This is a genomic window from Stenotrophomonas sp. MMGLT7, from assembly GCF_021168555.1.
In the GTDB taxonomy this organism is placed as follows: domain Bacteria; phylum Pseudomonadota; class Gammaproteobacteria; order Xanthomonadales; family Xanthomonadaceae; genus MMGLT7.
The window spans coordinates 1-20,844 of sequence record NZ_JAJOZS010000026.1; the positions used below are offsets into that span (position 1 = coordinate 1).

Below are 20,844 nucleotides of genomic sequence, written 5' to 3' on the forward strand. Positions count from 1 at the left end.
CAGCCGCGTCTGCTGCTCCAGGCCGGCCAGCACACCCAGGGCCGCGCGCATGCTCTCCTTCATGTACTACCGCTCCTTGTCCCTGCAGCCCGTTGCAATCAACACCGGGCGCGTCAACTTTATGGCGCGAAAGTAACAAAAGTTTGTACGGCGGGCATCTTGCCTATTGCCGCAGCTCTATTCCGATCGCCGCGGCTGCCTCGCGCGCGGCGGCCCTGGCCGCATCGACACTCTCGCCACGCGCCAACGTCACGCCCACCCGCCGCTGTCCATGCACCTCCGGCTTGCCGAAAAGCCGCAGTGCCGTGTCCGGCGCCTGCAGCGCCGCCTCCACGCCACTGAAGAACGGCACCCCGTCGCCACGCGCCAGCAGCGCGCACGAAGCGGACGGGCCGAGGTGGCGGATCGTCGGGATCGGCAAGCCCAGGATCGCACGCGCATGCAGCGCGAACTCGCTCAGTTCCTGCGACACCAGCGTCACCAGGCCGGTGTCGTGAGGCCGCGGCGACACCTCGGAGAACCACACCTCGTCGCCCTTGACGAACAGTTCCACCCCGAACAGCCCGCGCCCGCCCAGGTCGTCGGTGATCGCCCGCGCGATCGCCTGCGCCCGCTCCAGCGCCAGCGCCGACATCGGCTGCGGCTGCCAGCTCTCGCGGTAGTCGCCGTCCTTCTGCCAGTGCCCGATCGGGTCGCAGAACGAGGTGCCGCCGGCGTGGCGCACCGTGAGCAGGGTGATCTCGTAGTCGAAGTCGATGAAGCCCTCGACGATGCAGCGCCCCGCCCCGGCACGGCCGCCGGTCTGCGCGTACGCCCATGCCGGGGCAATGTCGGCCGCCTCGCGCAGCGTGCTCTGGCCCTTGCCCGAGGAGGACATCACCGGCTTGACCACGCACGGCAGGCCGATCGCGGCCACCGCGGCGTGGTACTCGGCCTCGGTATCGACGAAACGATACGGCGAGGTCGGCAGCTCCAGCGTCTCGGCCGCGAGCCGGCGGATGCCCTCGCGGTCCATGGTCAGGCGCGCGGCGCGCGCGGTCGGGATCACCGCCAGCCCTTCGCGCTCCAGTTCCACCAGCGTCTCGGTGTGGATCGCCTCGATCTCCGGCACCACCAGGTGCGGGCGCTCGCGCTCGATCAGCGCGCGCAGCGCCACCGGGTCGAGCATGTCCAGCACGTGCGAGCGGTGCGCGACCTGCATCGCCGGCGCGTCGGCATAGCGGTCGGCGGCGATCACCTCCACGCCGAAGCGCTGCAGTTCGATCGCCACTTCCTTGCCCAGTTCGCCCGATCCCAGCAGCAGCACACGGGTGGCATCGGGAGTCAGCGGGGTACCGAGGCAGGTCATGGCGGTCTCTGGAAAGTGGCGGGGCGGCAATTCTAGCCGCCCACCCGACATGCCCGGCCTCTCCCTTGCATTGTGATATCAATTTGATATCTTCCAATTCAACCCCTGGAGACCCGCCATGAAAGAAAAGCCGCTCGGCTCGCTGTCCGGAATCCCGCTCGTCGCCGTCGTCACCGCCGCCTTCGCGCTCGTGGTCTGGGCGCTGGTGAGCGTGGCCGCACGCCAGCCGGGATCGTCCCTGTTCGCCGGCATTGTCGTCGTCGCCATCGTCGTGGCCACGCTCGGCATCTTCTGCCTGGCCGGCCTGTACACGGTGCAGCCCAACCAGGCGGCAGTGCTGAGCCTGTTCGGCAAGTACGTGGGCACGGTCAAGGACAACGGCCTGCGCTGGAACAGCCCCTTCTATTCCAAGAAGAAGGTCAGCCTGCGGGTGCGCAACTTCGAGAGCGGCAAGCTCAAGGTCAACGAGCTGGACGGCAGCCCGATCGAGATCGCCGCGGTGATCGTGTGGCAGGTGGTGGACGCCTCCGAGGCGGTCTACAACGTCGACGACTACGAGAGCTTCGTGCACATCCAGTCCGAGGCGGCGCTGCGCTCGATGGCCTCCAGCTACCCCTACGACCAGCACGACGACGGCCAGATCGCCCTGCGCAGCCATCCGCAGGAGATCTCCGAGCACCTGCAGCAGCAGATCGCCGAGCGCCTGGGCACCGCCGGAGTGGCGGTGATCGAGGCGCGCATCAGCCACCTGGCCTATGCCCCGGAGATCGCCCAGGCGATGCTGCAGCGGCAGCAGGCCAACGCGGTGATCGCCGCGCGAACGCGCATCGTCGCCGGCGCCGTGGGCATGGTCGAGATGGCGCTGGCCGAGCTGCAGAAGAACGGCGTGGTCGAGCTGGACGAGGAGCGCAAGGCGCACATGGTCAGCAACCTGCTGGTGGTGCTGTGCGGCGACCGCGGCACCCAGCCGATCGTCAACGCCGGCTCGCTGTACTGACGTGATGAGTGCGCTGGCTCCGCTGATCCTCGCCCTGTCCGGAATGCCGGCGCTGGCCGTCGCCGTGTGGAGCGGACGCGCCGGCGATGCGCATGCGCGCGGCATCGGGCTGCGCTGGGCGCTGATCGCGCTGTCGATGTTCCTGGGCGCGGCCGCGCTGTACTGGGCCGGCGACAGCCGCGCGCACGTCTACGCGGTCGCCATCGTCCTGCTGGCAACGGTGAACGCGCTGCTGCTGTCGATGGTGCTGCATATCCGCCGCGCCAGGCCGCGGGGACGAGGATGAGCGAGAAGAAGGCCTATCCGCTGCGCATCAATGCCGAGGTGCTGGCGGCGGCGCAGCGCTGGGCCGACGACGAGCTGCGCAGCCTCAACGCGCAGATCGAGTACGTGCTGCGCGACGCGCTGCGCAAGGCTGGCCGGCTGCCGAAGCCGGACGAAAAGGGAGACAGGAAATGAGCAAGCGCTGGAGCTACCTGACCGTCGAGATCAAGCCCAGCTTCCGCGGCCTCAGGATCGAGGACATCCAGGCCGAGCTGGACAAGCAGGGCAGGCTCGGCTGGGAGCTGGTCAACATGATCGTGCCGTCGCAGATTTCGCCGGCCATCCTGGTCCTGAAGAAGGAAGGCTGACATGACGCTTCCGGCTTCCGCCCCGGGCACCGCCGGCACCGCGCCCTGGCGCACCGACCTGAGGATTTCCGTCGTCTGGGCGATGCTGGCCGGCCTGGCCGCCGCGGCCGTGCTGCCGTACCTGGTGCAGATGATGCCCGGACGCTTCGCGCGGCTGTCACTGTCGCTGCCCGCCCTCGCATTGCTGCAGGGATTGCAGTCCACGCTGCTGTGCGGGGTGCTGGCGCTGCTCGGCCTGCGCATGGGCCATCGCCTGCACCTCGGCAGCCCGCTGCTGCGCGGCTGGCTCGGGTCCGCACCGCCTGCCGACCTGGAGACGCTGCGGCCCTGGCGGTCGCTGGGACTGGGCGTGGTCACCGCGCTGGCGGTGATCGCGCTGTCGCTGCTGGTCGACCCGCTGCTGCCCGAGCCGGTGCATCCGCCGCAGGAGCTGGGCAGCGGCGCCTCCGCGCTCAACGGCCTGCTGGCCTCCTTCTACGGCGGCATCGTCGAGGAACTGCAGCTGCGGCTGTTCCTGATGACGCTGCTGCTGTGGATCGTCGCACGCGTGCAGCGGCGCCAGCCGCGCCCGGGGGTGTACTGGATGGCCATCGTCACCGCCGCGCTGCTGTTCGGCATCGGCCACCTGCCTGCGGCCGGCCACGTGTGGGGCCTGGATGCGCTGGTGGTACTGCGCACGCTGTTGCTCAACGGCGTGGCCGGCGTGGTGTTCGGCTGGCTGTACTGGAAGCGCGGGCTGGAGATGGCGGTGCTGGCGCACTTCGCCGCCGACGTCGTGCTGCATGCACTCACGCCGCTGCTGTCGGGGGCACTGCCATGACGCCCGCCGCCCGCGATCGGCAGGAGTTCGCCGTGGCGCCCATGCAGCCGCTGGCATGGGCGGTACTGCTCGGCGTGATGCTGGTGGTCGCCACCGGCCTGGTCGTACCGTTGCACCGCTCCGGGTCGGCGTCGAACTGGCTGGTCCCGCTGCTGGTCGCCGCCGCCTTGCTGGCGGCGCTGTCGCTGGCCTTGAGGCGACGCCGCATCGCCATCGACGGCACCCGGCTGCGCGTGGCCTCCACGTTCTACACCCGTCGCATCGCGGTTCGGGAGCTGGACCTGGATCGCGCCCGCATCGTCGACCTGGCCGAGCACGACGAGTTCGCGCCGCGGCTGAAGATCAACGGCTATGGCCTGCCTGGCCTGCGCTCGGGCCACTATCGCCTGCGCAACGGCGTGCGCGCCTTCTGCCTGCTGACCGACAGCGAACGCGTCCTGGTCCTGCCGCAGCGCGACGGTCGCTGTCTGCTGCTGAGCCCGGAGAAGCCGCAGGCGCTGCTCGCGCGCCTGCGCGAACTGGCCGTCGCCGATCGGCGGGGCTAAGCTGCACGGATGCAAGCCCTGCCGCGCCTGATGCTCAACACGCCGTCCATCGAGCTGTGGCCCGCCCCTGCGCTGCGCGCGCGCAGCAATGCCGATGCCCGCGCACTCGCCCGCGCCACCTGGGTGCTGCGGCGCAAGCGCGACGGCCGCTACCTGGCGGCGCTGCTGCCCGAGGGCCTGCTGCCGCTGGTACCGCGGCTGGCACGCGAGGCGGGGCTGGACGATGCCCTGGACGCGGCCGACAGCTTCGCCGCCCGGCACCGCCGCAGCCTGCCAGATCCCGTGCCGCTGCCGCTGGCCGGCCTGCAGCGGCGGCTGCGCCGGATCGGCGTCGACGACGGCCACGCCGCGCGAACCGGCCTGCCACTGGAACCCGAGCCCTCCGTGCTCGCCTGGGCCGGCCGCGACCGTTACCGCCGCGCCCTGTGGCTGACCGCCGGCAGCGCCCGCGCCTGGCGGGCGATGCGCCGCGCGGCAGCGGCCGACGGCGTGGTGCTGGAGGCCATTTCCGGCTACCGCAGCCACGACTACCAGCTCGGCATCTTCGAACGCAAGTTCGCGCGCGGGCAGGTCCTGGCGCAGATACTGGCGGTCAACGCCGCGCCCGGCTACAGCGAGCACCACAGCGGCCAGGCACTCGACATCGGCACCCCGGGCGAGCCGCCGGCCGAGGCGTCGTTCGAGCGCAGCGCCGCCTTCGCCTGGCTCGCCGCCCATGCCGCACGCTTCGGCTTCGCCATGAGCTACCCGCGCGACAACCCGCACGGCATCGTCTACGAACCGTGGCACTGGCGCTTCCGCGGCGAAGGCTGCTGACCGCAACCGCGCCCGGGGACGCCGGTCGACCACTGCGCCCTGCCCTCGCCAGCAGCAACTCCGCAGGAGCGACTTCAGTCGCGACCGGCCTATCGGAGACTGGTGTCGAATGTCAGTCCCCTTCTCCCCTCGGGAAAAGCTGCCCCGAAGACGCAGATGAGGGTGCGGGTGAAGCCTCGCGCATCCAGCCATCGCGAGGGCCTCGCCTCGTACTCCCAGCCCCCGCCCATCGCGATGGGCGGGGGCCTGGATTGCGCGCGCTCAACGTTGCTCCGGTACCGGCGAGGCTCGGTCGCGACCGAAGTCGCTCCTGCGCGGAGCCACGCCATGGGTTTTCAGTCCACCGCCGGCGGACCCGCCTCGGCCCGCACCGGGCTGGTTCGCAACAGTATCCAGGCAAGGCCTGCGCCGATCAGCGCCAGCGCCGCACCCGCATACAGCGGCGAAGCCATGCCGAAGCCGGCGGCGATGGTGACGCCGCCCAGGTAGGCGCCGAGCGCGTTGCCGACGTTGGAGGTGGACTGGATCATCGCCGATGCCAGCGTGCGCGAGCCCGGCGCGTGCTCGATCATCACCATCTGCAGCGGTGCCAGCATCGAGAACGCCACCGCGCCGGCGACGAAGGTCAGCACCAGCGTCGGCACCTTCCAGTGCGCGCACAGCGCCACCACCACCGAGGTCGCCGCCATCGCCAGCATCATCAGCATGGTCGCGCGCAGCGGCGAGGTGCGGTCGGCGATCTGCCCGCCCAGCCAGTTGCCTAGCGCCATGCCCAGCCCGGCCAGCATCATCACCCCGGACATGTCCGCGCTCGGGATGCCGGTGACCTCGGTGACCAGCGGCGCGATGTAGCTGATCCAGGCGTAGATGCCGCCGGTGCCGATGGCGGAGATGCCGATGATCAGCCACAGCTTGCGCACCGCGAACATGCGCAGCGCCGCCAGCACGCCGCCCTCGCGGCTGATCGGCAGCTCGGGGATCCAGCGCACGATCGCCCAGGCCGTCAGGCCGGCGACGGCGGCCACCAGCAGGAACGGCACGCGCCAGTGCGAGGCGTGCCCCAGCCAGGTGCCCAGCGGCACGCCGACGATGTTGGCCAGGGTGAGCCCGGCGAACATCGTCGCCACCGCGCTGGCACCGCGCCCAGGCCCGGCGACGCGGGTCGCCACCACCGCGCCCAGGCCGAAGAAGGCGCCGTGCGGCAGCCCGGCGAACAGGCGGGTGACGAACAGCAGCTCGTAGGTCGGGCTGATCGCGAACAGCGCGTTGCAGATGGCGAACATCAGCATCAACGCCACCAGCACCTTGCGCGGCGGGAAGGCGTCGCCCAGGCCCACCAGCACCGGCGCGCCGATCACCACCCCGATCGCGTAGGCCGAGATCAGGTGGCCTGCCTGCGGAATGGTGACCTGCAGCGCCTGCGCCATCTGCGGCAGCAGGCCCATCGGCATGAACTCGGTCATGCCCAGGGCCAGTCCGCCCAGCAGCAGGGAAAGAAGCGAGTAGCGTGGATTCATCGGCCTTGGCCGGCACAGGGGGGAAAGACAGTGTGCCGAACGCGGCGCCAACGCATCGTCAAACGGGCCGCCTACTCCTGCGAGCGCGGGGTCGGGGTCGACGCGGCGGCCGCCGCATCGGCGATCCGCCACAGGTACAGCCCGGCATAGGTGCGATACGGCCCCCAGCGCTCGCCGCGCGCGGCCAGTTCGCGCGGCGCGGGCATGGCGGCGAGCCGGTCCACCCGCTGCGCGCCCTTGCGTATGCCGAGGTCGTCGACCGGCAGCACGTCGGGGCGGCCCAGCCGGAACATCAGCATCATCTCCACCGTCCAGCGGCCGATGCCGCGTACCGGCACCAGCGCGGCGACGATGTCGTCATGGTGCATGCGCGCCATCTGCCGCAGGTTCGGGATCTCCCCGGCAGCCTCGCGCCGCGCCAGGTCGCGCAGCGCCAGCGCCTTGTTGCCGGAGACGCCGCAGGCGCGCAGCGCCGCGTCGTCGATGCGGGCCAGGGTGTCGGCATGCAGCCGGTCGCTGCCGATCGCCGCCTCCACCCGGCCGACGATGGTCGCCGCGGCCTTGCCGGAGAGCTGCTGGAAGAGGATGGCGCGCGCCAGCGCATCGGCTGGGTCGAACGGCCGCCGCCAGCCCGGCGGAGCGGGCAGCGGCCCCAGACGCTTCATCCATGCCGCCAGCCGGCGATCGCGTCGGGCCAGATGGTCGTAGGCGGCCTGCACATCGAAACCGCGGCAATGCCAGGGCACGGCCGCTTACCGCCGCAGCGCGTCCAGCGCCCACAGCACCCAGCCGGCCATCAGGCTCACCCCGCCCACCGGCGCCAGCTGCGTGGACAGGTGCCACAGCGCGCCGCCCACCAGGCTGCCGGAGAACAGCGCCGTGCCCAGCAGCAGCAGCCACAGCGCCACCTGGCCCAGCATGTCCTGTGCCCGCGGCCCCAGCGCCGCCAGCGCCACGCCATGGGCGAAGGCGTACATCGCCGCGGTGGACAGCCGCGACTGCACCAGCGCGTCGCTGACGCCGTGGGCGGCATAGGCCGAAAGGCCGATCGCGGCCGCGGCCAGCAGCGCGCCGATGAAGGCCAGCAGCGACGGGCGGCGGCGGCGGCGTTCGAGATTGAGCATCGTGGTTTTCCCTCCGTGCGCATGCCATGCAGGCGCCCAAACGAAGACGCGCCGCAGAGCGGCGCGTCATGGATCGATCGATCAGCCCATCGATATCACCGGGCGATCACTTGATCGCCCAGTAGACGTCGTAGCTGCCGTCCTGGGTGAAGGCCTTCTCCACTCCGCCCTTCCACGACTCGTAGGGGCGGTCGACCACGTCGTAGCCGTTGGTGGTGGCCCATGCACGCAGCGAGTTGCGCGCCACGTCCAGGCCGGCCATGTGCCCGCTGTAGGAGGCGAATGCCGAACGGCGCGGCTCGGTGTGCACGTACTGCACCGGGGCGCCGCCGGGGATGTTGACCTGCAGCTCGGCCGCGGCGTCGCCGCCGTCCTTCTTCTTCACCGGCTGGGCGATGTCGAAGGCGTACTTCTCGGCGCCGAAGTCGGTGGTGACGATGCGTACCGGACCGGCCGGCTCCAGGCCGTTGGCGTCCATCACGCGCTTGATCCACTCCTGGTTGTCCTTGATGGACTTCTCGATGGTCTCGTTGCTGCGGTCGATATTGCCGGCGTTGACCGTCAGCAGGTTCTCGGCCGGCACGTCGACGATCTTGAGATCGGTCAGCGGCGCACCCTCGGCGCGGTAGTCGAAGTTCGGCACCGCCGAGAGCATGTTGGCCATGCGCGACAGGCCCAGCTTGAGGTCGTCGCCGACGTGGCGGGTCACGTACAGGCCGGCATAGCGGCCCGGCAGGTTCCAGCCGTACTTGACGCTGTATTCCTGGGTGATCTTGACGTTGCGGTTGTTCCTGCCGGTCGGCTGCAGGGTGAACGAGGTGGTCTTGTCGTGGCCCTTGGTCGGGTCCTCGATGGCGATGTCCACGCGGCTGTTGGGCTCGGAACCGGTGATGGTCCAGCTACCCTTGCCGATGTAGCCTTCCTCGGAACTGTAGTCCAGGCGCGCGCCCTTGCCCGAGTCCGGGCCGGAGAGCTTGAGCTGGATCTTGGGATCGCGCAGTACCAGCGGATTCCAGTCCTTGAAGCGACGCAGGCTGTTAACGGTATCGTAGACAATCGTCATCCGGCGATTGGTCTCGATGCTTTCGGTCAGATGCCGCTCCGATGGCAACACCAGCCCCACTACGACAAACAGGCCAGCGACGATCCCCAAGGCGATCAGGAACTCGATAATACGGGTCATTCAGCAGTCTCCGGGGCCGATCCCACGGCCGGGTTAGGTGAAGCGAAGCCTTCATCCTAGCAGGCTTCATGGACGAAGTTCAGTCTATCTACACGTCCATGTGCGGTTGCAGCATATTTTTTACGCCGCCCTTGCCCTGGCATCAAGAAATGGTTTCCGCCGAGCTGATTCCGGGGCTGCGCGGCACGCCCTGCCGAAGCCGGCAAGTGCCTGCAGGCCCAGGCATTTCCTCCATTCAGACCAGTTGCAGCTCGAACGCCTTCAGCACCGCCCGGGTGCGGTCGCGCACGCCGAGCTTGGACAGGATGTTGGAGACGTGGTTCTTGATGGTGCCCTCGGCCACGCCCAGCGAGTTGGCGATCTCCTTGTTGGAGAAGCCGCTGGCCATCAGCCGCAGGATCTCGGTCTCGCGGTCGGTCAGCGGGTCGGGCCGGTCCAGGCTGACGAAATCGTTGCGCATGTGCTCCAGCCCGGACAGCAGCCGCTGGGTGACCGCCGGCTGCACCAGCGAGCCGCCGCCGGCCACGGTGCGGATGGCCCCGACCAGCTGCTCCAGCGAGACGTCCTTGAGCAGGTAGCCCTTGGCGCCGGCCTTGAGCCCGGCCAGCACCAGCTGGTCGTCGTCGAAGGTGGTCAGGATGATGGTCGGCGGCAGCTGGCCGGCGCGCGAGAGCACCTGCAGCGCCTCCAGTCCGGACATCACCGGCATGCGCATGTCCATCAGCACCACGTCCGGCCCGACCTGCGGGATCTGCTCGACCGCCTGCTGGCCGTCGGCGGCCTCGGCCACCACCTCGATGCCGTCGTCCAGCGCCAGCAGCGAGCGGATGCCCTGCCGCACCAGGGTCTGGTCGTCGACCAGGCACACTCGGACCATCACAACACTCCTTGGGGCACGGCGGCCAGCAGCGGCACGCCGCTGGGAATCGACAGGCGCAGACGGAAGCCTGCGCCCGGCTGGGTGCGTATGTCCAGATGGCCGTCGTACTGGCCCAGGCGCTCGCGCATGCCGCGCAGGCCGTTGCCGCTGGCGAAGGCGTCGGCGCCGCGGCCGTCGTCGTGCGCCTCGATCACCACCCCGTCGTCCTCGCGGAACACCCGGATCCACAGGTGGCGCGCGGCGGCGTGGCGCACCGTGTTGGTGATGATCTCCTGGGTGCAGCGCAGCAGCACGTGCGCGCGCTCGGGATCGTCCACGGTCAGCGGCGACTCCATCTCCAGCTGGATGTCCAGGCCCGGCACCTTGGGCACCAGCGGCCGCAGCACCATCGACAGGTCGATGGTGCCGCCCTCGCGCAGCTGGCTGACCGCCTCGCGCACGTCGGTCAGCAGCAGCCGCGCCAGCGCATGCGCCTGGCGCACGTGTTCCTGGGCCTGGCCCTCGGTGATGTGGCTGGCGACCTCCAGGTTCAGGCTCAGCGCGGTCAGGTGGTGGCCGAGCAGGTCGTGCAGCTCGCGCGAGATGCGGGTGCGCTCGTTGACCCGCGTGCTTTCGGCCAGCAGCGCGCGGGTGGCGCGCAGCTCGGCATTGAGCCGGCGCTGCTCCTCGCGCGCCTCGGTCTGGCGCCGCGCCACCAGGCTGGTGACGAACACGAACATCGAGAAGCCGCCGTACAGCAGCGTCTGCATCAGCGCGTCGAACGGCGGGAAGCCCATCAGCCGGTACATCGGCAGCACCGCCAGCTGGCTCAGCAGCAGCCAGGCCACGCCGGCATGCAGCGGCAGCAGCCACGGGATCACCCCGGCGGCCACCATCATCAGGATGCTGCCCAGCCCGGAGCCGTGCAGGTAGCTCACCGCCAGCGCGCAGACGGTGAGCACCAGCAGCATGGCGCGGTCGAGCCAGCGCGCGTGACCGCCGCTGTCCAGCCCGCGGGTCAGCCAGAAGTAGCAGGCGCCGAAGCCGAAGTAGAAGATGAACAGCGGCCACAGGCCGGTGGCGGGCAGATTGCCGGCCTCGGCCGGCTCCCAGTAGACGTAGAGCAGCGGCATCGCGATCACGGCCCAGGTGAACAGGCCGGCCAGGCGCAGGACGCGGGTATGGCTGAGGGTGGCGAACATGGATCGCATCTTATGGCCGAAGCCGGCCGGCCGCCCTCCCACGGAAGTCATGCCGCGGGTCGCCGCGGCGCACGACCCATGCGATAATCGCCGGCACGGTTGCCTGCAGCCGTCCGTTCTACCCCACGGAGTCACAATGTCGATCGTCATCCGCGACGTGCGCGAGCACGAGCTCGATTCCGTCCTGGCACTCAACAACAACGCCGGCCTGGCCATCCTGCCGCTGGATGCGGCCAGGGTCCGCTACTTCTATGAGTCGGCGGAGTATTTCCGCGTCGCCGAGCGCGACGGCAACCTGGCCGGCTTCCTGGTCGGCTTCGGCAGCGACAGCGACCACGACAGCAGCAACTTCGCCTGGTTCCGCGAGCGCTATCCGCAGTTCTTCTACATCGACCGCATCGTGATCGCCAGCCGCCGCCGCGGCGGCGGCGTCGGCCGCGCCTTCTATGCCGACGTGCAGAGCTATGCCGAGCTGCGCTACCCGCAGCTGGCGTGCGAGGTGTTCCTGGACCACGGCGCAGACCCGGCGCTGCTGTTCCACGGCAGCTTCGGCTTCCGCGAGGTCGGCCAGAACGTGATGTCCGACGTGGACGTGCGCGCCTGCATGCTGATGAAGGACATGTGCAGCTACCAGTGGGTGCACGACACCTACGGCGACAACCTCCCCGACCTGCCCTGGGTCGGCCATCCGCGCCACCTGCCGCGCGCGCAGCGCCCGACCGGGACGCACTGATGTCGGCGAATCTGGATTTCGAACAGGCCGGCGAACTGAAGATCGGCCAGGTGGGCATCGCCAACCTGCGGGTGCGCACGCTCGACGTCGCCAGGCTGGTGCAGGAGATGCGCGACCGCGTGAACCGCGCGCCCAAGCTGTTCGGGCGGGCGGCGGTGATCGTGGACTTCGGCGGCCTGAGCCAGGTGCCCGACGTCACCACCGCGCAGGCGCTGATCGACGGCCTGCAGGCCGCCGGCGTGCTGCCGGTGGCGCTGGCCTACGGCACCCGCGAGACCGAGCTGCTCGGCGAGCAGCTCGGCCTGCCGCTGCTGGCCAAGTTCCGCGCCCAGTACGAGCGCATCGACGGCGGCGCCGCGGCGCCGGCGCCCGCCCGTGCCGAGCCGCCGCGCCCCGCCACGCCGCCTGCGCCGGCCGCCAAGCCCAAGCCCGGGCGCATGCAGCGCAGCGCGGTCCGCTCGGGCCAGCAGCTGTACGCGGAGAACTGCGACCTGACCGTACTTGCAACCGTCGGCGCCGGCGCCGAGGTGATCGCCGACGGCAGCATCCATATCTATGGCACCCTGCGCGGGCGCGCCCTGGCCGGCGCGCAGGGCAATGCCGAGGCGCGGATCTTCTGCCGCGAGTTCCACGCCGAGCTGGTCGCCATTGCCGGCCAGTACAAGGTACTGGACGATGTTCCGCTGGAGCTGCGCGGCAAGGCCGTGCAGATCTGGCTGGAGCAGGACCAGATAAGAATCGCCGCGCTCGACTGACGCGGCCCAACCACAAGAAACGTTTTTCGGGAGAAGTCCTTTGGCTGAAATAATCGTAGTCACCTCCGGCAAGGGCGGCGTCGGCAAGACCACCACCAGCGCGAGCCTGGCCTGCGGGCTGGCGCGACGCGGCAAGAAGGTCGCGGTCATCGACTTCGACGTCGGCCTGCGCAACCTGGACCTGATCATGGGCTGCGAGCGCCGCGTGGTGTACGACTTCGTCAACGTCGTCCATGGCGAGGCAACGCTCAAGCAGGCGCTGATCAAGGACAAGCGCTTCGACAGCCTGTTCGTGCTGGCCGCCTCGCAGACCCGCGACAAGGACGCGCTGACCAAGGAAGGCGTGGAGAAGGTGCTCAAGGACCTGGCCGCCGACGGCTTCGACTACATCGTCTGCGATTCCCCGGCCGGCATCGAGAAGGGCGCGTTCCTGGCGATGTACTTCGCCGACCGCGCGGTGGTGGTGGTCAACCCCGAGGTGTCCTCGGTGCGCGACTCCGACCGCATCCTCGGCCTGCTCGATTCCAAGACCCAGAAGGCCGAGTCCGGGCAGAACCTGCAGGCGTTCCTGCTGCTGACCCGCTACAGCCCGGGCCGCGTGGAGGGCGGCGAGATGCTCAGCATCACCGACGTGGAGGAGGTGCTGGGGCTGAAGGCGATCGGCGTGATCCCCGAGTCGGGCGATGTGCTCAACGCCTCCAACAAGGGCGAGCCGGTGATCCTGGACCCGGAATCCCCTGCCGGCCAGGCGTATGAAGATGCCGTAGGTCGCATCCTGGGCGAAGAGCGCCCGATGCGTTTCACCAACGTGGAGAAGAAAGGCTTCTTCAGCAAGCTGTTCGGAGGGTAAGCATGGGACTGCTGGATTTTCTCAAGAACAAGAAAACCACCGCCGAGACGGCCAAGAATCGCCTGCAGATCATCATCGCGCAGGAACGCAGCCATCGCGGCGGCCCGGACTACCTGCCGCTGCTGCAGCGCGAGCTGCTCGAGGTGATCAAGAAGTACGTCAACGTCGATGCCGACGCGGTCAGGGTGGACCTGGCCAAGGACGGCGAGAACGACGTGCTGGACATCTCGGTGGCCCTGCCGGAAGGGCCGCAACAGACCTGAAGCGCCGGCGGGCCGGTCCCGCCCGCACTGCCTGCCCGGGCCCGTCCCGGTGCAGGCGCACCTCCAACGGATTCGCGGCCCCGATGGCCGCCGGCCCTGCATCATGACGTCCCCAGACACCGCCCCCGCCGTCCTCTGCCTGCGCGACATCGACGGGCAGGCCGCCGCCGCGCTGCTGCAGCGCCACGGCCTGGCGCTGCACCGGGTCGCGGACGGCGAGGCCATTCCGGGCAGCTACTGGGGCGAGCCGGAGGCCGGCATCATCGGCTGCAACGTCTACGCCCGCGGCGACACCCCGGTGCACTCGCTGCTGCACGAGGCCTGCCACCTGATCGTGCTGCCGCCGGAAAAGCGCGCGGCGGTGCACACCGATGCCACCGACTCGGTGCCCGAGGAGGACGCCACCTGCTACCTGCAGATCGTGCTGGCCGGGCAGTTGCCCGGCGTGGGCAGCGCGCGGCTGATGGCCGACATGGATGCATGGGGCTACACCTACCGGCTCGGCTCGACCCAGGCATGGTTCGAGCAGGACGCGGAGAATGCCCGCGAGTGGCTGCTGCAGCGCGACCTGCTGCTCTGAGAGCCGCTCCAAAGCCTCGATACGCACGGGACTGCCATCGACCGCTGCAGCCGGGAGCGGCTTCGGTGGCGATGAGGCTTAACCGGCACCCGGTTCCCCCGCAGTCGCATCCACACCAGGCCAGCAAGGCTCTCCCTCCCCGACCTTTCCCCGCTTCGCAAAGAGCGCGAACGGCAGGGCATCCGGGGCGCCGCACCGTTGCTCCTGCGAAGGCATGGGGCGGGTCTTGGCCCGCGCTCGCACCGCCGGCCGTACGCTAACGGAGCCTTGAATTCGTCTTGCCTGCCGCCGGCCCGTGACGCCATAGCCTCGGCAGGCTCCGTCGCGGTGGGCCAAGGCCGACCCTACGACACGGCGTAAAGCGCTTCGGCTGCGGTGAAGCGTCTCGGCCGTGATAGAGCTTCCTTTTGCTGGAATCCCTTCCCGAGTCCACGGGGGACTGGACGAAGCCCGGTGTCACCCGCGGCATCAGCTTGGGGTTCCGCGCCCCCGCTTCCCGGGTGCGCTGCGCCTACCCGGGCATGGCCGCCCGGTCCGGCGCCCTCCGGCGGTGATGCACGCAAGCGTGAGGGGCCGAGGCCGGCGTCCTGCGTGCGACGGCGCGATCGACGCCATGCGACTACGGCATGCCGGCCTGGGCGTGCGATTGCGGCGTTTCCGGGTGCCACAGTTCGTGGCTGTCCACGCGCACCTGCAGCGCCGCCTCCAGTGCATCGATGCGGGCCTGCGACTCGGCCAGGCGCGCCTGCAGCTCGCCGCGCTGGGCCAGCAGGTACTCGCCCAGGCCGATCTCGCCCAGCTCCCAGGCACGGCGACTGCGCGTGGCCGCCGCCGTCTGCGCCACCAGGGCCGCACGCCGGGCCTGCCATTGCGTGTGCCGGGTCTCGGCCGCCTGGGTGACGGCCCAGGCCTCCTGTTCGATCGTACGGCGCACGCCGGCCGCGTCGGCCTGCAGCGCCTGCGCCTGCGCCGACTCGCTGGCGGCCAGCGCGCTGCGATGGCGCAGTCCGAGCGGCACGCTCAGTACCAGCCCGACCGCTCGTTCCTCGCCGCCGCGCTCGTTCATCACCCGCACGCCGATGCTCGGATCGGGACGGCGGTCGGCGTGCGCGCGGTCGGCGGCCAGCGCCTGCCGCGCGGCCTCCTCGCCGGCGATGCCGATCTCGTGGTTGCGCTCGACGATGCGCTGGCGCCAGGGCTCGGCTCCGCCCGGCAGCGGCGCCGGGTCCGGCAGCGCGGGCAGGCGCTGCGGCAGCGGCAGTTGCGGGAAGCCGCTGGCCAGGCGCTGCCGCGCCGCCTCGGCCTCGGCCTGCGCGGCCAGCGCCTGCGCCTGGGCCTGCGCGCTTTCGGCCTCGAACAGGTCCAGCTCGCGCTGGGCGGCGTCGCCGAGTTGCACCCGCCGCGCCAGCGCGTCGCGCTCGCGGGCCAGCAGCGCCTGCTGCTGCGCCGTCTCGGTGGCGGCATGGGCACTGCGCAGCCAGCCCATCCACGCCGCCAGCAGCCGGCGCGCGGCCAGGTGTTCGGCATCGGCCAGGCGCAGCTCGGCGGCGGCGATGCCGCGATCGCCGATCTCGCGGTCCAGCCGCGCCTTGCCGGGCAGGCGGATGCGGCGACCGACCTGCGCTTCCCATTCCGAATAGTCGTCGCCGGCATCGGTGCTGCGCCGCTGCGGGATCACGCTGGCCTCGTACTCGTAGCTGCCCACGGCGCGGGCGCGGGCATCGGCCCGCGCCGCGTCGGCCCGGGACGCGGCGGCGCGCACCTGCGGCTGCGCGGCCAGGACCCGGGCGATCAGCTCCTGCGGCGGCAGGTAGGCGCTTTCCTGCGCCGCCGCGGCCAGCGGCGACAGCGCCGCCAGCAGCAGGCAGCGGCGAAGACCGCGTCGGCTCATGCCAGCCTCCCGTGGCTGCACACCGCCTCGGTCCACCAGCGCACGTCGGTGGAGGCGACCTCGCGGCGCAGCGTCGCCAGCAGTTGCTGCAGGCGCTCGCGCTCGATCATCACCCACAGCACGCGCCGTTCGACGCGGCCGCGCACCTGCTCGGCGACGGAGGCGCGGGCGAAGTCGCTGGTGTGGCCCTCGGCGTGGAACAGGGTGAAGCCGGGCATCGCCGGGTCGGAGACCAGCGCCTCGGTCACCGCGTCCTCCAGGCCGGGGGGAAAGATCAGGTTCAACCGCACGAATTCGCTCATGCGCCGGTCCTCGCGGGGGAAGCGGAAAGCGCCGCCGGTCGCGGCGGCTGGCCGTAGCGGCGGTACAGCACCGGCAGCAGCAGCAGGGTCAGCGCGGTCGAGCTGACCAGCCCGCCGATCACCACGATCGCCAGCGGCCGCTGGATCTCCGAGCCCGGGCCGCTGGCCAGCAGCAGCGGCACCAGGCCGAAGGCGGTGATGGTGGCGGTCATCAGCACCGGCCGCAGCCGTCGCAGCGCGCCCTCGCGCACCACGTGCTCGAGCGGATGGCCCAGCGCGTGCAGCTGGTTGAAGTGCGATACCAGCACCAGTCCGTTGAGCACGGCGATGCCGAGCAGGGCGATGAAGCCGACCGAGGCCGGCACCGACAGGTACTGCCCGGACAGCCACAGCGCGAGGATGCCGCCGACCATCGCGAACGGCACGTTGCCCAGGATCAGCAGCGCCTGCCGCACCGAGCCGAAGGTGGTGAACAGCACCACGAAGATCAGCCCGAGCGCGGCCGGCACCACCAGCCCCAGGCGCGCGGCCGCGCGCTGCTGGTTCTCGAACTGGCCGCCCCAGACCAGGCGGTAGCCCGGCGGCAGCGGCACGTCGCGCGCGACCGCCGCGCGCGCCTCCTCGACGAACCCGACCAGGTCGCGGCCGGACACGTTGGACTGGATCAGCGCGAAGCGCGAGCCGTTCTCGCGCCGCACCTGCACCGGCCCGTCGGTCGGGGCGACGCGCGCCAGCACGTTCAGCGGCACCTGGCCGCTGTCGTCGCCGCGCGCCAGCTGCAGTTGTTCGAAGCGGCCGCTGGAACCGCGCACCTGCGCGTCGCCGCGGACCAGGATCGGCGTGCGCCGGTCCGGCTCGATGACGGTGCCGGCGGGCACGCCTTCCAGCTGTGCGCGCAGTTCGTCCTGAACGTCGGCGATCGCCAGCCCGGCGCGGCCGGCGGCCTGGGCGTCGATCCGGACCTGCAGGTACTGGACGTTGTCGCCGGCCTGGGTCAGCACGTCCTGCGCGCCGGGCACCTTCTCGATGGCCGCGGCGATGCGCCCGCCCAGTTCGCCCAGCGCGTCCAGGTCCGGGCCGAACAGCTTGACCGCCACGTCGCCGCGGCTGCCGGTGAGCATCTCCGACACCCGCATCTCGATCGGCTGGGTGAAGCCGAACTCGATGCCGGGGAAATCGTCCATCACCTTGCGGATCTGCGCCGTCAGCCAGTCCTTGTCGGCCACGCGCCACTGCGAGCGCGGCGCCAGCTCCATGAACAGGTCGGTCTCGTTCGGGCCCATGGGATCGAGCCCGAGTTCGTCCGAGCCGACCCGGCCGATGCTGTGCCGCACTTCCGGCACCTGCTCGGCGATCGCCCGCTCTATCGCCAGGTCGAGCTCCAGCGAGCGCTGCAGGCTCATCGAGGCCGGCTTCTGCGTCTGCAGCAGGATGTCGCCCTCGTCCATGGTCGGCATGAAGGCCTTGCCGGTGGCCAGGTAGGCGGCCACGCCGAGTACCAGCGCCAGGCAGGCGGCGACCACGACGCGGGCCGGATGCGCCAGCGCGCCGTCGAGCAGCGGCCGGTACAGCCGGTCCAGCTTGCGCATCAGCCAGGGCTCGCCATGCGCGCGCTCCTTCAGCAACAGCGAGGCCAGCACCGGCACCACCGTCAGCGACAGCAGCAGCGAGGCGCCCAGCGCGAACACCATGGTCATCGCGACCGGGGCGAACAGCTTGCCTTCCAGTCCCTGCAGGGTCAGCAGCGGCATGAAGGTCAGGCAGATGATCAGGATGCCGGCGGCCACCGGCGTGGCGACCTCGCGCGCGGCGGCGAACACCCGGTGCAGCCGCGGCAGGTGCGCGCCGGGCGCATCCGGCGCCAGCCGGCTGACCGCGTTCTCGACCACCACCACCGCCGCATCGACCAGCATGCCGATGGCGATCGCCAGGCCGCCCAGGCTCATCAGGTTGGCGCTCATGCCGGTGAGCTGCATCAGCAGGAAGGTGTACAGCGCCGCGAACGGCAGCATCAGCGCCACCACCAGCGCCGCGCGCAGTTCGCCGAGGAACAGCAGCAGCAGCAGCACCACCAGCACCGTGGCCTCCAGCAGCGCGCGCTCGACCGTGCTCACCGCCCGCTCGATCAGCACGCTGCGGTCGTAGAACGGCACGATCTTCACCCCCGGCGGCAGGCTCGGCGCCAGCTCGTCCAGGCGGCTGCGGATCGACTCGACCAGCGCCGAGGCATCGGCGCCGCGCAGCGCCACCACGATGCCCTGCACCGCCTCGCCGACGCCGTCGCGGCTGACCGCGCCGTAGCGGGTCATGGCATCGGTGCGGACCTCGGCGACGTCGCCGATGCGTACCGGCGCCGCGCCCGGCCGCACCACGATGGAGGAGATGTCGCCGAGCGTGGCGATCGCGCCCTCGGTGCGCACGATCAGCGCCTCCTCGCCGGCCTCCAGGCGGCCGGCGCCGTCGTTGCGGTTGTTGCGCTCCAGCGCATCGACCACGTCGCGGAAGTGCAGGCCGGCGGCCGACAGCCGCGCGCGGTCGGGGATGACCGCGAAACTGCGCACGTGCCCGCCCAGCACGTTGACGTCGGCCACGCCGGGCAGCGTGCGCAGCGCCGGGCGCAGGGTCCAGTCGAGCAGGCTGCGGCGCTCGGTCAGGGTCAGCCCGCCGCCCTCGATGGTGAACATGTACACGTCCGACAGCGGCGTGGAGATCGGCGCCAGGCCGCCGTCGACGTCGCCGGGCAGGTCCGGGGCGACGCTGCCGTAGCGCTCGGCCACCTGCTGCCGCGCCCAGTAGATGTCGGTGCCCTCGGCGAAGTCGAGGGTGATGTCGGCGATGGCGTACTTGGCGGTGGAGCGCAGCATCACCCCCTGCGGCACGCCCAGCAGTTCCATCTCCAGCGGCGCGATCACGCGCGCCTCGACCTCCTCCGGGGTCATGCCGGGGGCCTTGAGGATCAGCTTGACCTGGGTCGGCGAGATATCCGGATAGGCGTCGATGGGCAGGCGCAGGAACGCCGCCGCGCCGGCGCCGGCCAGGGCGACGGCGGCCAGCAGCACCAGCACGCGCTGGCGCAGCGAGAAATCGATCAGGCGCGCGAGCATCGGCCTACTCCGCCGCCGCCGGGATCAACGACTTGAGCATCGCCGTGCCGCGGGTGACCACCTGCGCGCCGGGCGCCAGCCCGGGGGCGAGGACGATGCTGGTGTCGCGATCGCCGCCGAGCAGCGCCTGCACCGGCACCCGGCCGATCCTGCGGCCGTCGATGCGGTACAGCACGTGGCCCTCGCCGGCCGGCAGCAGCGCCGCGGTCGGCACCGCCAGGCTGTCCGGCGGGGCGGGCAGCTGCAGGGTCACGTCGAACTGCTGGCCGGCGACATAACCGGCATCGGCGGCCACCTGGGCGCGCACGCGCAGGCTCTGGCTGGCCGGGTCGGTATCGGCGCCGACCGCGACCACCGTGGCGCGGGCGCCATCGGGCAAGGCCACTTCCAGGCCCGGCGCCAGTGCCGCGCGCACCCGCACCGGGGCGGAGAAGTTGATGTCGATCGGCCCCGGCTCGGCGACCACGAAGGCCTCCTCCAGCGCCGCCATCGCCTGCCCGGGCTGGATCGCGCGGCGCAGGATGCGGCCGCCCATCGGCGCCAGCAGCTCGTACTCGCCGGGCTGCCCGCCCTCGGCCATGCGCAGCTGCGACAGCGCGCCCTCGGCCTGGCGGCGCACGCCCTCGGCGGCGGCGGCACGGGCGCGGCTCTGTTCCTCGCGTGCGGCGGCGATGATGCCTTCGGACAGCAGGATGCGGTCGCGCTGCGCCTGCAGCGAGGCGGCCGTGGCCTCGCTGCGCGCCTGCGCCAGCTCGGCCTGCGCCTGCAGCAGGTCGCGGCCCTGGATCCACGCCAGCGGCTGGCCGCGGCGCACGCTGGCGCCCTCGTCGACCAGGATGCGGGTGACCACGCCGGCATACGGCACCGTCACCCGCGCGCTGGCATCCAGCGGCGCGGCCGCCTGCGCCGGCAGCCCGGGCAGGGGGATGCTGGTGGCCGCGGCGACCGCTTCGCCGGCGATGCCCTGGGCGCGCAGCTGCTGCTCGCTCAGTTCGATGCTGCCGTCGGCTGCCGCCACCGGCGCGGCCTCGGCCGGTGCGTCCTGCGGCGCCGATGGCCACAGCCACCACGCCAGCACGGCCACGAGCACCGCCGCGGCGGCGGCGAGCCAGCGCAGGCGGTGGGAGGAAAGCGTCGAAGCAGCCATCGGCAAGGGATTCCTGATCGCGACCTGGGGTGCGTCAGGATGCCGCGCCAAGCTTTGGGCAAGCTTTGGCGCGCTGCAGCAGACCGCCGACCGCGGACGCGTTCCGGGAGATCGCCCGTAGGAATGCGCGTAGGAGCGACTTCAGTCGCGATCGGGCCTTCCCGGCAAGGCCCGAT

At 71.2% G+C, this 20,844-nt stretch carries 23 protein-coding genes; 12 read left to right on the forward strand and 11 right to left on the reverse strand.

The window, feature by feature from the left end; translation table 11 throughout:
• Positions 1 to 163 precede the first annotated feature (163 nt).
• Entirely contained in the window at positions 164 to 1,348 is a 1,185-nt protein-coding gene (gene purT, locus LRX76_RS18245) for a formate-dependent phosphoribosylglycinamide formyltransferase (RefSeq protein WP_231807057.1), read from the reverse strand.
• A 118-nt stretch (positions 1,349 to 1,466) separates the two neighbouring features.
• Here purT and LRX76_RS18250 point away from each other — a divergent pair, with 118 nt between their 5' ends.
• The 7 genes from LRX76_RS18250 to LRX76_RS18280 are packed head-to-tail and all read left to right on the forward strand — an operon-like array spanning position 1,467 to position 5,158.
• Positions 1,467 to 2,345, forward strand: a complete 879-nt coding sequence (locus LRX76_RS18250) for an SPFH domain-containing protein (RefSeq protein ID WP_231807058.1) — start codon at positions 1,467 to 1,469, stop codon at positions 2,343 to 2,345.
• Positions 2,346 to 2,349: 4 nt separating this feature from the next.
• Positions 2,350 to 2,631 (forward strand): hypothetical protein, encoded by a 282-nt coding sequence (locus tag LRX76_RS18255; protein ID WP_231807059.1) that lies wholly within the window; start codon positions 2,350 to 2,352, stop codon positions 2,629 to 2,631.
• Positions 2,628 to 2,804, forward strand: coding sequence for an Arc family DNA binding domain-containing protein (locus LRX76_RS18260; RefSeq protein ID WP_231807060.1), 177 nt, complete (start codon positions 2,628 to 2,630; stop codon positions 2,802 to 2,804). The genes LRX76_RS18255 and LRX76_RS18260 overlap by 4 nt, the downstream gene beginning before the upstream one ends.
• On the forward strand, positions 2,801 to 2,977 hold the full coding sequence (locus LRX76_RS18265) for a DUF4177 domain-containing protein (protein ID WP_231807061.1): 177 nt from the start codon (positions 2,801 to 2,803) through the stop codon (positions 2,975 to 2,977). The genes LRX76_RS18260 and LRX76_RS18265 overlap by 4 nt, the downstream gene beginning before the upstream one ends.
• Position 2,978: 1 nt before the next feature.
• Positions 2,979 to 3,797 (forward strand): CPBP family intramembrane glutamic endopeptidase, encoded by an 819-nt coding sequence (locus tag LRX76_RS18270; protein ID WP_231807062.1) that lies wholly within the window; start codon positions 2,979 to 2,981, stop codon positions 3,795 to 3,797.
• 41 nt (positions 3,798 to 3,838) lie between these two features.
• Entirely contained in the window at positions 3,839 to 4,342 is a 504-nt protein-coding gene (locus tag LRX76_RS18275; RefSeq protein WP_231807078.1) for a PH domain-containing protein, read from the forward strand.
• Between the two features lie 9 nt (positions 4,343 to 4,351).
• Positions 4,352 to 5,158 (forward strand): D-alanyl-D-alanine carboxypeptidase family protein, encoded by an 807-nt coding sequence (locus LRX76_RS18280; protein WP_231807063.1) that lies wholly within the window; start codon positions 4,352 to 4,354, stop codon positions 5,156 to 5,158.
• Positions 5,159 to 5,493: 335 nt separating this feature from the next.
• Here LRX76_RS18280 and LRX76_RS18285 read toward each other — a convergent pair whose 3' ends face one another.
• The 6 genes from LRX76_RS18285 to LRX76_RS18310 all read right to left on the reverse strand — a co-directional run bounded on the left by LRX76_RS18285 (position 5,494) and on the right by LRX76_RS18310 (position 11,043).
• Positions 5,494 to 6,675: an MFS transporter gene (locus LRX76_RS18285; RefSeq protein ID WP_231807064.1), complete on the reverse strand. Its 1,182-nt coding sequence runs from the start codon at positions 6,673 to 6,675 to the stop codon at positions 5,494 to 5,496.
• Between the two features lie 71 nt (positions 6,676 to 6,746).
• Positions 6,747 to 7,421: a DNA-3-methyladenine glycosylase gene (locus tag LRX76_RS18290; RefSeq protein WP_231807065.1), complete on the reverse strand. Its 675-nt coding sequence runs from the start codon at positions 7,419 to 7,421 to the stop codon at positions 6,747 to 6,749.
• 6 nt (positions 7,422 to 7,427) lie between these two features.
• Entirely contained in the window at positions 7,428 to 7,799 is a 372-nt protein-coding gene (locus tag LRX76_RS18295) for a DUF423 domain-containing protein (RefSeq protein WP_231807066.1), read from the reverse strand.
• Positions 7,800 to 7,905: 106 nt separating this feature from the next.
• Positions 7,906 to 8,982 (reverse strand): SRPBCC family protein, encoded by a 1,077-nt coding sequence (locus LRX76_RS18300; RefSeq protein ID WP_231807067.1) that lies wholly within the window; start codon positions 8,980 to 8,982, stop codon positions 7,906 to 7,908.
• Positions 8,983 to 9,217: 235 nt separating this feature from the next.
• Positions 9,218 to 9,859, reverse strand: coding sequence for a response regulator transcription factor (locus LRX76_RS18305; protein WP_231807068.1), 642 nt, complete (start codon positions 9,857 to 9,859; stop codon positions 9,218 to 9,220).
• Complete coding sequence (locus LRX76_RS18310) at positions 9,859 to 11,043, reverse strand: sensor histidine kinase (protein ID WP_231807069.1); 1,185 nt, start codon at positions 11,041 to 11,043, stop codon at positions 9,859 to 9,861. Before LRX76_RS18310 ends, LRX76_RS18305 begins: the two co-directional genes overlap by 1 nt.
• A gap of 136 nt (positions 11,044 to 11,179) precedes the next feature.
• On the opposite strand from LRX76_RS18310, the gene LRX76_RS18315 reads away from it, so the two are divergent.
• The 5 genes from LRX76_RS18315 (at position 11,180) to LRX76_RS18335 (ending at position 14,224) form a co-directional block, all read left to right on the forward strand.
• Positions 11,180 to 11,776 (forward strand): GNAT family N-acetyltransferase, encoded by a 597-nt coding sequence (locus LRX76_RS18315; RefSeq protein ID WP_231807070.1) that lies wholly within the window; start codon positions 11,180 to 11,182, stop codon positions 11,774 to 11,776.
• Positions 11,773 to 12,531, forward strand: coding sequence for a septum site-determining protein MinC (minC, locus tag LRX76_RS18320; protein ID WP_231807079.1), 759 nt, complete (start codon positions 11,773 to 11,775; stop codon positions 12,529 to 12,531). Before LRX76_RS18315 ends, minC begins: the two co-directional genes overlap by 4 nt.
• A 40-nt stretch (positions 12,532 to 12,571) precedes the next feature.
• Positions 12,572 to 13,381 (forward strand): septum site-determining protein MinD, encoded by an 810-nt coding sequence (gene minD, locus LRX76_RS18325; protein WP_231807071.1) that lies wholly within the window; start codon positions 12,572 to 12,574, stop codon positions 13,379 to 13,381.
• A gap of 2 nt (positions 13,382 to 13,383) precedes the next feature.
• Positions 13,384 to 13,644, forward strand: coding sequence for a cell division topological specificity factor MinE (gene minE / locus LRX76_RS18330; RefSeq protein WP_231807072.1), 261 nt, complete (start codon positions 13,384 to 13,386; stop codon positions 13,642 to 13,644).
• Positions 13,645 to 13,747: 103 nt separating this feature from the next.
• A complete protein-coding gene (locus tag LRX76_RS18335; RefSeq protein WP_231807073.1) occupies positions 13,748 to 14,224 on the forward strand; it encodes a hypothetical protein in 477 nt (158 codons plus the stop codon).
• A 619-nt stretch (positions 14,225 to 14,843) separates the two neighbouring features.
• Here the strand turns inward: LRX76_RS18335 and LRX76_RS18340 are convergent.
• From LRX76_RS18340 to LRX76_RS18355, 4 genes are read right to left on the reverse strand one after another with little or no spacing between them, the layout of a single operon-like run.
• A complete protein-coding gene (locus LRX76_RS18340) occupies positions 14,844 to 16,115 on the reverse strand; it encodes a TolC family protein (protein WP_231807074.1) in 1,272 nt (423 codons plus the stop codon).
• On the reverse strand, positions 16,112 to 16,417 hold the full coding sequence (locus LRX76_RS18345) for a DUF3240 family protein (protein WP_231807075.1): 306 nt from the start codon (positions 16,415 to 16,417) through the stop codon (positions 16,112 to 16,114). Before LRX76_RS18345 ends, LRX76_RS18340 begins: the two co-directional genes overlap by 4 nt.
• Positions 16,414 to 19,521 carry a CusA/CzcA family heavy metal efflux RND transporter gene (locus LRX76_RS18350; RefSeq protein WP_231807076.1) on the reverse strand — a complete coding sequence of 1,036 codons (3,108 nt, stop codon included), beginning with the start codon at positions 19,519 to 19,521 and terminating at the stop codon, positions 16,414 to 16,416. The genes LRX76_RS18345 and LRX76_RS18350 overlap by 4 nt, the downstream gene beginning before the upstream one ends.
• A gap of 4 nt (positions 19,522 to 19,525) precedes the next feature.
• Positions 19,526 to 20,668: an efflux RND transporter periplasmic adaptor subunit gene (locus tag LRX76_RS18355; protein WP_231807077.1), complete on the reverse strand. Its 1,143-nt coding sequence runs from the start codon at positions 20,666 to 20,668 to the stop codon at positions 19,526 to 19,528.
• Between the last annotated feature and the right edge of the window lie 176 nt (positions 20,669 to 20,844).